Origin of the sequence: Paenibacillus sp. FSL M7-1455 (assembly GCF_038004655.1) — a bacterium.
Classification (GTDB): Bacteria; Bacillota; Bacilli; order Paenibacillales; family Paenibacillaceae; genus Paenibacillus_AQ; species Paenibacillus_AQ cookii.
The window spans coordinates 3523669-3536252 of sequence record NZ_JBBORO010000001.1; the positions used below are offsets into that span (position 1 = coordinate 3523669).

Below are 12584 nucleotides of genomic sequence, written 5' to 3' on the forward strand. Positions count from 1 at the left end.
TCACTTTACAAGCGGGTTCAAAGCCTCTACGAAAACCAACAAAGTACCTCTGACCAATATTTGAAGCCATCCCGCCATCTGGTCTATTACTATGGATATAGTCTACTCATGAAAGGCTTGGCTTACAAGGAGCTCGAGCATTACGGCGAAGCTTTGCGGTGCATCGACCAATATGCCGATTTAAGCTGGTTCCAGCCTTTGGACGAGGAAGCGCTGCAGGAAATTCGCTACTATAAGTTCATCTCCGAGCCGAACAGGCTGGAAGTGCTGCTGCTTTCAGGCGAAAGCGACATCCTCCCGCACTACGTTGAATTTCTGCTTCGCAACCCCAAGGAAGTGCTGCCCGGATTGATGTCGATCCTGAAGACGGCCAACAAATTCAGTCTCAATATCGATCATGTACTTACGTTGTTCTCCGGGCAAATCTCGGACCTGCTTCACAGCAGCTCGCAAGGCGTGATCGACACCGCTTACCTCCATAACTTCCTGCTCGGGATCATCAAGTACAAAATCGCCCACGCCGATTACAACGCCGCAATCGATTACACGTTAAGGCTGCTGACCTCTACCGATAAAACGGAAAATGACAAGTATTACAAGCAGGCCATTGTTTATTTTGAGTCCCTTCGACCATTTGCAAGTCCAGAACAAGTCGACACATTTCATTTGCATATTGCCAATATTATGGAAAGGGTTGTGATTTGAATGAAAAAGTTTATCCTGTCCGCCATTCTTGTATTGTCCGTCATTAACGTCGTTCCGATTTCGGCCGCTCCGGGCACAGGCATCGTCACTCCGCTGGATCACGGCGCAGAACATTGATGCAGCAAGCAAGCTAGATCGATGCGCTATGAAAAATCATCTGCAGGCAAGATCTCTGCAGATGATTTTTTCGTTCGTTAAGCCACCGCATACTGGATAATGATCGCTTCGCGCGAATGTTCGTCATAGGCGATCCATAATTCATCCCCCGTCTCCACCCCGTAGACCGGCTCAACCGATTGTTCGATGTAATACTCCTCCCCGTTTCGCTCCACGGTAATGCGGGCGAGCGGACGATCGCCGTTCGTGCCGGAATACGAGACGGAGGTCACCTTTCCGCTGCCCTGCTTGCCTTGAAGCAGCCGGATTTCTTTATCGAGCTCCTCCTTTTTGACCGAGGCCGGAATGATGTTCCCCACCTGCACCGAAAGACCCCGAGGCACGAATTGGCTGTTCACCTTGCGCAGCCGCTCCCGGCCATGGCTTATCAGCGTTTCAAACAGCAGCAATTGCCGGTCGTTGATCGTCACCTCAAAGGGTTGGATTCGGATCACTTCCCCTTCGAGATTTAACCGGTCCGAACCGTTTAAGTTTGCTTGGCTTCCATAAGCATACAAACGGGTGAGTCCTCCAACCTGAATGAGCGCCGCCGTTTCCCCGGTACGGTATTCGAACCCGGCAGCCTGCACCACGGGAATGGAATACGGCTTGCCCCCGGCTTCGAAATGCAGCAGCAGCGCGCTCCCCCGGTTCACGTTGCCGCAGAAATCGATTCGTTTCAGAACCGCTTGCCCGATGATCACGTGCTCCGCCTGTTCCGGCAGATCCGCCGAAGTGAGAAACATCGCTTTGTTTTTGCGGCGGTCGTAGCTAATCATGACCGAATCCCCCACATGGACCGGATTCAAATAGGATACGACTTTGGAGATCGCGACCTCTTTCGTCCGCCCTTCGTCTTGAAACCGGACCGTCAAGCGAACCAGCGGCTGATTGTTGACGAGCGTCCCCGTTTCCGACATATTCGTGATCGTTCCGGGAATCGTGACGCCCCGATCCAGCCTCCGTTTGCGGCTGGCTCTTAAAAGCGGCGGGAGGATGGCCCATGAACCAAACACCAAAACAGCAATCAAAACCCAAATAGCCCAGTTGATGACGACTGCATCCCCCTGCTTAAGATATGCCATAAAGCTTTGGACCGATTTGCGGTTTTCATCTTTGGCGGCCAGCCATTGCTGAAACGTTTGATTGTTTAATAAGTTCAATGAACCATCGCGGATATTCATCCATCCTGCGGAAGCCTCGGCATTCGAATAGAGCAGGACGCTGCTGCCGGCTTCTTTGTAAAAATGCAGCCGGTCGCTTTTCAGATCTTCATAAGGGATCAGGGAGACGATGGCCGAAACATCCGTGAATTGCTTTGTCTTTTCATCGTAAAGATACCCCAGGACATGCCCCTCGGCTTCATCTTTGGTCGTGGAACCGGCTATGAGCGTTTCACGGTCGTTTAATGGATACAATTGCGCCTGGTACACCGGCATCGGCGTCGGCAATACGCTTCCCGTTTTTTTCGTCGCCGCATCATAATACCGGACTTGTTTCGGATATGAAGAATCCACCTGAAGCAAACCGGCTTCTGTTCGGCCCAATTGTGCCGCAAATTGGCGGGCGGCATGGTCTTTCGCATCGAAGGAAGTTTCATTATCCTTCTGAACGTACGTGAGGGGGGTGTTTTGCGGATTCAACCATCCGCTTACGAAAGCGTTCCGGTCGTCATGCAGATCCACCTCGAACATCGGTACGGCCGCATCGCTCTCGAAGCTTCCCGTGACTTCCCTTATGAAGGTCGGCCTGGAAGGCAGCAGCTTAGGCTGATCCAAGTTAACCTTCTGCAATTTTCCTTTTTCCACCTGGGCGATAAACGGAACGCTGCCGTTCGTTTCGCCGGAAACGATAAGCTTTCCCCGCCATGGATGCACGCTGCTATCCAGAAATCCCGAGAGCTCCACCGTCTTCTGGACCAACTCTTTGACGCCTCCCTCGGAATCGATCGCATGGATGTTTAACTGATCGCTGTCATCCAAGGTTACAAGAATCAACCGCCCATTTTGATAGGTTGAAACAAGCTGTCCATGCAGGTTGGAACGAAGCGGGACTTTTTTCAGCAATTGTTGCGTTTTGACGTCATACAGCTCGCCCCGAAGTCCCGTATCGTCATCTTCTTCAACCGACATCACCTTGCTGCCGCCGTCCAGAAAAAACAAGCTGCGGTCGGATGCCGCCAATTGTTTTGCACTATCTTCGATCCGGCTGGAATAATCGTTCCAAACCATAAAGCTCAACACGATGGCCGGAATCATAAATACCAGATTAAATAGGGCTTGCTGAACACTTAAAAAAACAACAAAAACCGCATAACAACAAGGATTCTAAGGCCCATTTGTCGAAATCATATGCAAAGGAAATGTTTGAAAACCACCTAAAACCTTTGCAGATGGAGTGACGAAGATGTTTAAGCCGACCGCGCACCTCGATAATCAATTGATCCTGCCCGGCGATTTCTTTCTGCCCTTTGGCGGAAAGCTGGACGAGGACAATCGCTGGGTCCAGTTGGCGCGGTTGGTGCCGTGGGCGGAGGCTGAGAAAACATACGGTCAATTTTTCAAAGACACCTTTCGCGGCCAGCAAACGATCAGTCTTCGGATGGGGCTCGGTGCGCTCATCATTCAGGAGCGAATGCAACTGACCGACAGAGAAACGTTGGAGTCGATCAGCGAAAATCCTTACATGCAATACTTCATTGGTCTGCCTGGATTCGTCATGAAGCCACCGTTCCATCACTCCATGATGACGCATTTCCGCAAGCGTCTGACGGACGTGCTGGCAGAGTTGAATGAGATCGTCGCCACCGAAGGTGCGAAGGAAACGAAAGATGATGATGACAGCAACGACGCGACCGGCGGCGGTAAAGGCCAAGGGAAGCGCTCGAAGAAGCGCGCCTCTGATGAAGAAGTCGAGCAGCAAACCATGTTTGCACAATCGCAAGTCGCATCGTCAGAAGCAGCGTCTCCCGTGGAGTCGATGGCTACAGAGTCAGAGGTTCCTGAAACGAATAAACTTGTTTGCGAAGCGCATCCGAAATCGACCGCAGAATGGGAAGCCCCTGAGCAGCCGAATCAAGGGACCGTGCTGGTGGATGCCACCTGTGCGCCGGCGGATGTGGCGTATCCGACCGATCTGAATCTGTTGAATGAAGCGCGGGAGAAGCTCGAAGCGATCATCGATACGCTGCATGAGCCGGTCATCGGACAAATGGCGAAACCGCGCACGTACCGGGAAAAAGCGCGCAAACAGTTTCTGGCCGTTTCCAAGCAACGCAGACCGGGGCCGAAAGTGATTCGCAAAGCGATCAGGAGGCAACTCGGTTACGTTGGACGGAACCTCTCCATCATCGCCGAGCAAGCCAAGTCGCAACCGCTCACGCTACTTGGCCGCAAAGCCTATCGCGACCTGCTGGTGATTCACGAACTGTACCGTCAGCAGCTTCACATGTACAACGAGCGTTCCCACCAGATGGAAGACCGGGTCGTCAGCATTCATCAGCCGCATGTCAGGCCGATCGTGCGCGGGAAAGCCAAGGCGCGCGTCGAGTTCGGAGCCAAGATCGCGGTAAGCATGACGAAGGGCTACGCGTTCCTTGATCGGCTATCTTGGGATAACTTCAACGAGAGCACGACGCTCATGGACGTGATCGAGAAGTATCGCAGCCGCATGGGATTCTATCCGGCTGTCGTCCAAGCGGATCAGATCTACCGCACACGCGAAAACCGGAGATTCTGCAAACAGCATGGGATTCGGCTCAGCGGACCGGCACTGGGACGCAAGCCGAAAAACGGCCCGACAAGCGAAGATAGGCAAGTGGCCAAACAGGATACCGGAGAACGAAACGCAATCGAAGGCAAGTTCGGAGAAGGCAAGCGCAAGTACGGGCTTGGCTGTATTCGAGCACGCCTCGCAAAGACAAGTGAATCCGTGATTACGCTGCAACTTCTGGTGATGAACCTGGAGCGCAGGCTCCGCGTTCTTTTTTGCCTCATTTTTACGCTGCTATCTCGCAGTCGCCTAGCCATGAGTTTCGGTTAAAGAATCGTTCAGCAAGCCCTAAATAGCGAGATGGCTCGCTTCACCCGGGTCCCCTCCTTTGCTGCTCTTGGTATCTAAAAACGCAAAAAGGCAGATATCCTGCCTTCATGCGAAAAACTGTATCCAAACTTCCCCATCCATCAAAAAGCCAATGTTGCCGCCGGTTGCCTTGGGAAAAGCAAATGTCGCCCTTGGCATGATTTTAAGCACTGTATCCGCCGCGTCGGTGTCAAACCGTTTTGGAGTGAGAGAAAAAACACGGATTAATGTATGCTTTTGGGCGAAGAAGCCAAATAAACATAGTCGGGTTCCCCCCGCTGCTGGGGAATCTGCAGTGCTTCGACGCCATGGAAAAACCGTTTCAAATATTCCGCGAATTCCGGCGACGCCCCGGCGCTCCAATAGGATACGGCGCCATGCGGACGAAGCAGCCGGATGGCCGCTTTTATGCCTTGCTCCGAATAAAGCCCCGTATTTGACGCCGACACGGTCCAATCCGGTCCGTTATCGATGTCGAGGCAAACGGCATCGTAGGAAGCATCGGTTTCATTCATCCATTTTACCAGGTCGGTATGAATCACATTCGTGCGCGGGTCATCCAGCGCGTGGCCGGAATACGGAGCCAAATGCTTCCGGTTCCAACGAATGATCGCTTCCTCAATCTCGACGACATCCACCTGCTCCACTCTCGAATCCGATAAAGCTTCTTCCAGCGAAAATCCGACCCCCAACCCGCCGATCAGCACTTTGCGCGGATATGGGCACTTGCGAAGAGCGCTGCTCACCAGCAGCCTTTCCGACTCTCCGTTGTACGTGGCCATCAGGAAAGTGCCGTTGTAGATGATCTCAAAGTGATTTTCCCTTTTCTGAAGCTGGATATCTCCCCGATCCGTGTGACTGCGTTCTATGATTTCCGGTGCGTAATTCATGGTACCTACCTCCTGCCCTAGAAAATGTTCATCAATTCTGCTATTCTCCATTATAACCCTACAGGGACACAGGAAGTCCAATCCAAAGCTTAATAAATCCGTTCACTTCGCTTAATAAAAGATAAAGAGGCGCATCTGCTGCAACAATGTTAAACGCCCGGTTTGCCTTGGGTGTCCAGCCGCTTTGCCAGCTCCGCCAAGTCCTGCCCTTTTAAAGCGCCTTCCACCAATTGCGGCAGCATCGCAGGCGTACAAGCAAAACAAGGCGTCCCGTCCTTGGACAACACCCGCGCAAGCCGTTCGTCGTAAAACGGTTTGCCTTCATCGGACAAAGCGAGGAGGCCGAGCGTTTTGACCCCGGCTTCCCTCATCTCCCGCATGCGGCGGATGAGCCGGGACTGGTTGCCGCCTTCATAAAGGTCGGAAATGAGGATGAACAGCGTTTTTTTCGGTTCCTTGATGAACTGCTCGCAGTATGCCACGGATTTGTCGATATTCGTGCCGCCGCCAAGCTGAATACCGAACAGCATATCCACCGGATCGTTGGCGCATTGCTCGGTCAGGTCGACGACCTCCGTGTCAAACACGACGACGCGGGTATCCAGCGCAGGAATGCTGGCAAAAATGGAGCCGATCACCGATGCCCAGATCACCGATTCGGCCATCGAACCGCTTTGGTCGATGTCGACGATAACCGTCCATTCCTTGTTTCGTTTGGCCCGGTCAAAATAATAAAATTTTTCGGGAATGATCCGTTTGCGCTCGACGTCATAATGCTTCAGGTTCCGCTGGATCGTCCGTTTCCAGTCGATCCCGCTAAGGGACGGCAGCGGCGTATGCTGCCTCCGGTTCAGCGCGCCGGTGACCGCCCTTTGAAGCTCATGGCTCATGCGTTTCACCAGTTCGTCCACCACCGCCTGCACAAGCATGCGGGCGGTATCTTTGGTCTGCTCGGGAATTTTCCCTTTCAGCGAAAGCAGCGTTCCGACGAGCTGGATGTCCGGCTTGACGCTGGCCAGCACCTCCGGCTCGAACAAAAGCTGCTTCCAGCCCTTGCGCTCCATGGCATCGTTTTGAATGACGGACACGACGTCCTCCGGAAAAAACGTGCGCACGTCCCCCAGCCATTGCGCCAGCCGGGGAGCGGATTTCCCCCTTCCCGCGCCGCGGGCGCCAGAACCGGCACCCGGCGGGCCTTCTCCTCCATCTTCCGTCCGGTCATAAATGGCCGCCAGCGCCCGATCCATGATCAGCTCGTCGCTGCTCAGCTCCAACGTGCCGTTTTGGCCATACCGGCCGAGTTCCTCTTCGGCGGCTTCGCCCAGAATAAGCCGCCAACGGGATAACGGCTGACGATTTACGGTGTCGGCCATGGCCTAAAAATCCTCGAAATCAAAATCGTTAATTTCATCCAGCATCCGGGCTTCTTCCTCCTTAAGATCGTCCATGACGATTTCCGCCGCCTGCTCCGGCTCGACGCCCCACAACTCTCCGAGCAGTTCGGCAACCATTGTTTTTTCTTTCGGGCTGAAGGCGCTGAAGGCGCGGCGCAAAAATACGAGCGCACGCTTAAACTCCTCATCCTCCAGCGTGGAAATGTATTCGTCAAGCTGCTGCCATAAGCTCATGCGCGACAGCAGCGCGTAACGATTGCGCAGCGCGAGCCCTTCGAACCATCCCGCGCCCAGTTCGGCGGGGATTCCCGGCGACAGCCGCCGCGACACCTCCGCGGCGCACTGCTCCGCCGAAAGCTCGCCCCGCTCCAGCAGCATGGCGCAGGCCAGTCCCGAGAGCAGGGGATTGGCATCGTCCCGGTCGGACAGTCTGGCCAGCTCCCGAACCCAAAGCTCGTCATCGACCTCGCCGCTATGTTCCGAAGCGATGTGGTTCATTTCGTTCATCGCGGCGGCCATCGGCTTGGCTGCCTCGTCATTGCACTGGCTTGCCTCGTATAAATACAGGCAAGCGCGAAGGAACAGCTGCTGAAGCAGCGGGACGAGCGGGGCCGTATCGATTCTGCGCACGCCGCCAAAACGGACGAGCTGCGACAGCTTTCTCGCCGCCTCCGCGATTTCGGCGACGTTCTGGCTCTGCACGGCCAGCTTTTGAAGCGCCGACCGGCCCGCTTCCATCTGGTGGATCATGCCGCATTCGTATGCCGCCGTGATGAGCTCGGATGCCTCCTTGATCGTGGAACAGGATTCCAGCCTCTGCTGCAGAACAAATGCCGCGGCGGTTTCCACGGTTTCGCCCAGCAAATTCGATTCCACCACTTCGATTTCCACTTCGGGCGACCACTGAACGATCCAATGCTCCGCCCAGGCCGCCTGTTCCTCGCCCCTGGCTTTGGCCTTCACGAAATGGATGCCGAGAAGGGATAACCGGTGGAACCAAAATGATCGGTTCAAGTCGAGAAACGCCGCTTCCTTTGAAGACACTCTCCGGTTTTCCCGCAGATCCAAAGAAAGGTCGGCGGCAACCGCCGTTTTGTACTTCTCCAGCTTGAGGCGTTTGAGCTGCCGGTTCATGTCTTCCTGAATCGGCGTCTGGCTGACGCCCTCGGCCAATGATCCGATCGCCGTGCCCACCTCCGCTTTCGCAAGCGATTCGGCGACCACGGACAACTCCCCCCGACCCAGCAGCGTTTTGGCGGCATCCCTCAGGTCCGTGAGCGTCGGGGCGAGACCGTCATGAAGGGCCGCCAAAGATACCGCAAACCTGACCGCCTCGATCACCTCGGCCGTCGAACGGTGCGTGCCCGCTGCTCTCAAATCGGCGGCGACGGATGCCAGATAACGATGCGGCAGCTCCTGGAGCGTTCCGCGCCGCATATGCTCCCACATCATCTCGAAATAGTACGGGGCGACGTTTCCTGCCCCATAACCCGTCAACGACGACAGCTTCAAATACGAGTACGGCATCAGCGTCAGCTTCGTCTTGCGCGAAGGAAGGAGCTTCATCTCTTCATCGCTCATCGCATTGGCAAGGTCGCCGAGGGCGGAAGCATGGTAAGCCCCGCAAACGACGACAATCCGGTCGGGGCTGTGCCCGGCCGCGATGGCATCCGCGATCTGCCGGCACATATAGGCTTCGCGAATCGCGTTATAAGCGTATTCCCCCCGCCGGGACGTTTGCTCCGACGCCTCCGTCAGCTCGCGCATGCGTTCGGAATAAGCCAATATCGTTTGGCGGTACGCGTCAGGGCTTAAGTTATGTTCAAAATTCCGCTCCCAGTACGTGTCAAAATCAGGCTCCCCTGATATTTTCGCTATTCGCTCATACAGAGACGATGCGGTCGTTTCGTTTCCTTCATCCGCCCCGGAACGTTCAACAACCGTCCCTTCGGCGGCTTGGCCGGTGGCTTTGGCCAGAGCCGGCAAGTCAGGATTTTCGTCTTCCCGTAAGCCGGCAGGACTTGCCGCAGCCGAACCGCGGATATCCTCCAATCCGATCACGGAGGACGAAGGCAAGTCGATGAACGCGCAGTACGCCCCATGTTTCCGTGCCCACAGCATCGCTTGATATTCCGGCGAATATGCCGCAAACGGCCATAGAGCGGTGCGGACCGGAAGCTCCTCGGTAAAGGCCAGCATCGCGACGGGCGGTTTCGTCGATACGTTCGTCAAATGCGCGATTTCGGCAGTGGCGTCCGAGGGACCTTCGATCAACACGGCCGTCGGCTGTGCCTTATCGAGAAAGTCGGCGACATGATAAGCGCCGGCCGGCGACAGGTGCCGGACGCCGAAAATGTGCACGCCAGCGCCGCGGGCCGTCTTCATGAATTCATCTCCTTGCAGGCGGCATAAAGGCCTCTCCAGCTTGCTCCCCGCTTTTTCATCACGTTGTCCAAATATTCCTTCCAGACGAGACGGTCTTTGTCGTCGTCTTTAACGATCGCGCCCTGCAACCCCGCAGCCAGATCCTCGTCCGTGATGTCGCCGCTTCCGAAGCTGGCTGCCAGCGCCATGCTGTTGGTGAGGAGCGAGATGGCCTCTGCCGTCGAGATCACCCCGGCCGGGGATTTGACCTTTTCTTTTTTGTCGAGCGTCATGCCGCTGCGCAGCTCCCGGAAGATCGTCACGACCTTGAGCAGCGCCTCGTCCGCCGGAACCGCCGTCTGGAGGTCGTAGGAGGCGGCAATTTCGGAAACGCGTTTTTTTACGATCTCCATCTCCGTTTCCAGATCCGCCGGCGCCGGCAAAACGATCATATTAAACCGCCGCTTCAGCGCCGTCGACATTTCGTTGACGCCGCGGTCGCGGGTGTTCGCCGTCGCGATGACGCTGAATCCTTTGCGCGCGTTCAGCTCCTTGCCGAGTTCGGGGATCGATATCGTTTTTTCCGACAAGATGGAAATCAAGGCATCCTGAACTTCGGATGCGCAGCGGGATATCTCCTCAAAACGCGCGATCCCGCCTTCTTCCATCGCCCGCATGATCGGGCTTTTCACCAGCGCTTCGGGCGTCGGCCCCTGGGCGAGGAGCATGGCATAGTTCCAGGAATAACGGACCTGCTCCTCCGTCGTTCCCGCCGTCCCCTGCACCACCAAACCGGAGTTGCCGTAAATGGCGGCGGCCAGGTTTTCGGACAGCCACGATTTGGCGGTCCCCGGTTCGCCGATCAACAGCAGCGCCCGGTCCGTGACCATCGTCGCAATGGCCATTTCGACGATGCGCGGGTTTCCGATGTATTTGGGCGTGATGACCTGCTTGCCGGCGGTCCCGCCGACGATAAACTTGAGCACCGACTGCGGAGACATTTGCCACCCCGCCGGAATTTTCCCCTGATCCTCGCGGATCAAAGCCTGCAGCTCATCTTGGTATAAAAGCTCCGCAGGCTTGCGCATGATGTCCTGCATCGTGGATACGTTACTCATTGCCTATTCGCTCCTTTTTATGATCGATTGGATGACTCCATCGTTTTCAAAACGTATTCCAGCTGTTCGCCGCTCACGGACCCGAATTTAGGCAACGCTGCCCGGATTCGGTCCGCGTACGACGCGGGGAGCCGGCAGAGCTGATCGAAAAGGAACGGCTCGATTTCGCGGCATTCCGTATTCCTCTCGTCTTCAACGGCCCGAACCAGCGCTTCATGAAGCTCTTCTCCCGATACGCCTGCGCGAACAAGCCCCATGACGGCCAAGTTCGCAAACCGGTTGCGGAACTCCGGTGATCGCTTCAGCTTATCTAGCAAATAGGAAGCCGCCTCCGCGTGTCCCGGGCGCGCAAACGCGCTGACCAGCGCCATGCGGTCGAGGGCGATGAAATGATCGAGCCAGCGCGGATCCCACTTGCCGGCCAACTCCTCCTGCGGCGGCATCTCCACATGGTAGGTGTAGCCCGTTTCGCCGTAGGACCAGATTTGTTCGATTTCCCGATACCTTCGGATGACTACCATATCTTCGATCGTATCCATCAGTTGTTTGGCTTCGTTGGCGCTCCGGCTCAGGGACGAGGCTTTCGCCCGCTCCTCCAGGATGGTCCCGAATGCTTCAAACAACCGTTCCGGAGGCAGCACGGGCAGCGCTTTTTTGAACAGATCCCGGGCAAACGAAGCCGTTTGGGCATGTTTCTTCAAGTCGAGTTCGACTGCCGCCCGGACGAGCTGCCGTCCCTCTTCGGAATGCTCATGCTGTATGTACGCCATCGCTTCGTTAGCCAAAAACGCCCAGCCCAGTTTATACATGTACAACTTGTAATTCCTCATCACATCCATATAAAGCCGGCCAAGTTCTGGGCTTGTTTTTTGATGCAGCGCCCAGATGTAACGTCTTACCTCGTTCCAGACGTTTGCCATTTCCTCTTGGCTTGCGGTCCCTTCCCGGACCGATGCCACGAGTTCCGACAAATCGCGGACCAGCCAGCCGTTCAACAGCTCCGACCGGGATTGCATGACGGACGACGAGACCGTCTCGCGGTCTTTTCCCGTAAAAGCCTCGTATAAGCGTTCCGCCGCGCTTTCCCGGTCGGAGGCCGCAAGCGCCTGAAAAGCCGCTTCGCGGATGCTCTTTTTCTTGTCGCGGCTGAAATCCAGCAGCACCTGCTCATATTCGGGATGGCCCGCCAAAAGCCGGATGGCCGTCGTCCGAACCTCGTCCGAACCTGAGACGGACGCTTTATGAACGACGTCGAGCACGTCTTTCCCGCCGTTTCTGGCGATGACGGTCAATTTGCGGGCCTCAAGCTTGCCTCCATCAGGCCGGAAGCTTTCGAGCAGATGCGGCACGATGTCCGGACCGTAGGACGGCAAGATGTCGTTCATGGCAAACTCCGCGATCTCCACATAGGGATCGTTCAACGCTTCGATCGCCAGCGGGACCAGGCGGACATCGCGAAACAGCCCTTCGCGGAACGCTTCGACGATGACTTCGTGGCGTCCGCCGCCCCGTGTCGTCAGCGCCGTGCGGACCGCGGAAAGTTTGCGGTAAGAAAGATTCGCCTCCAACCGGACGGGCTGCGTTCGCAGCGGAGCCGTTTCGCCCTCCGCGGCCCCTTTCCCTTGGGTGCGCAGCACCGACTGCAGCAGTAGGTTCACGTCCTGCAGCCGGCGGGCCGTATCCGTCCCTGCGCCTTCGTCGATCAAAGCAGCGATGCCTTCGCCCAGCTTTTTAAACACCGGGGCCCGCTCCCCCAGCTGTTCAAAGGACGGCAGCAGCCGTTTCAATCTATAATCACCGGCTGCCAAATCGCTCCCCGCGATATACAGGCGCCGGATTTCTTCATTCAGCTCCATCAGCAATGCTTGGCTCATTTT

General features: G+C 56.0%; 8 protein-coding genes. 2 read left to right on the plus strand and 6 right to left on the minus strand.

The window, feature by feature from the left end:
• Positions 1–108 precede the first annotated feature (108 nt).
• Positions 109–705 carry a hypothetical protein gene (locus tag NYE48_RS16245; RefSeq protein ID WP_340999411.1) on the plus strand — a complete coding sequence of 199 codons (597 nt, stop codon included), beginning with the start codon at positions 109–111 and terminating at the stop codon, positions 703–705.
• Positions 706–899: 194 nt separating this feature from the next.
• Here the strand turns inward: NYE48_RS16245 and NYE48_RS16250 are convergent, their stop codons facing one another.
• Positions 900–3104 (minus strand): hypothetical protein, encoded by a 2205-nt coding sequence (locus NYE48_RS16250; protein ID WP_340999412.1) that lies wholly within the window; start codon positions 3102–3104, stop codon positions 900–902.
• 163 nt (positions 3105–3267) lie between these two features.
• Between NYE48_RS16250 and NYE48_RS16255 the strand changes: the two genes are divergently transcribed.
• The gene (locus NYE48_RS16255) at positions 3268–4902 is read left to right on the plus strand and encodes an IS5-like element ISPaen2 family transposase (RefSeq protein WP_009225464.1); all 1635 of its coding nucleotides are present in this window, start codon (positions 3268–3270) and stop codon (positions 4900–4902) included.
• A gap of 263 nt (positions 4903–5165) precedes the next feature.
• Here the strand turns inward: NYE48_RS16255 and NYE48_RS16260 are convergent, their stop codons facing one another.
• From NYE48_RS16260 to NYE48_RS16280, 5 genes are all read right to left on the minus strand, one after another.
• Complete coding sequence (locus NYE48_RS16260; RefSeq protein ID WP_340999413.1) at positions 5166–5831, minus strand: spermine/spermidine synthase domain-containing protein; 666 nt, start codon at positions 5829–5831, stop codon at positions 5166–5168.
• A 149-nt stretch (positions 5832–5980) separates the two neighbouring features.
• Positions 5981–7204, minus strand: a complete 1224-nt coding sequence (locus NYE48_RS16265; protein WP_340999415.1) for a VWA domain-containing protein — start codon at positions 7202–7204, stop codon at positions 5981–5983.
• A 3-nt stretch (positions 7205–7207) separates the two neighbouring features.
• On the minus strand, positions 7208–9610 hold the full coding sequence (locus NYE48_RS16270) for a DUF5682 family protein (protein WP_340999416.1): 2403 nt from the start codon (positions 9608–9610) through the stop codon (positions 7208–7210).
• Entirely contained in the window at positions 9607–10707 is a 1101-nt protein-coding gene (locus NYE48_RS16275; RefSeq protein WP_212948373.1) for an ATP-binding protein, read from the minus strand. Before NYE48_RS16275 ends, NYE48_RS16270 begins: the two co-directional genes overlap by 4 nt.
• A 17-nt stretch (positions 10708–10724) precedes the next feature.
• Positions 10725–12581 (minus strand): HEAT repeat domain-containing protein, encoded by a 1857-nt coding sequence (locus tag NYE48_RS16280; protein WP_036708138.1) that lies wholly within the window; start codon positions 12579–12581, stop codon positions 10725–10727.
• Positions 12582–12584: the final 3 nt, after the last annotated feature.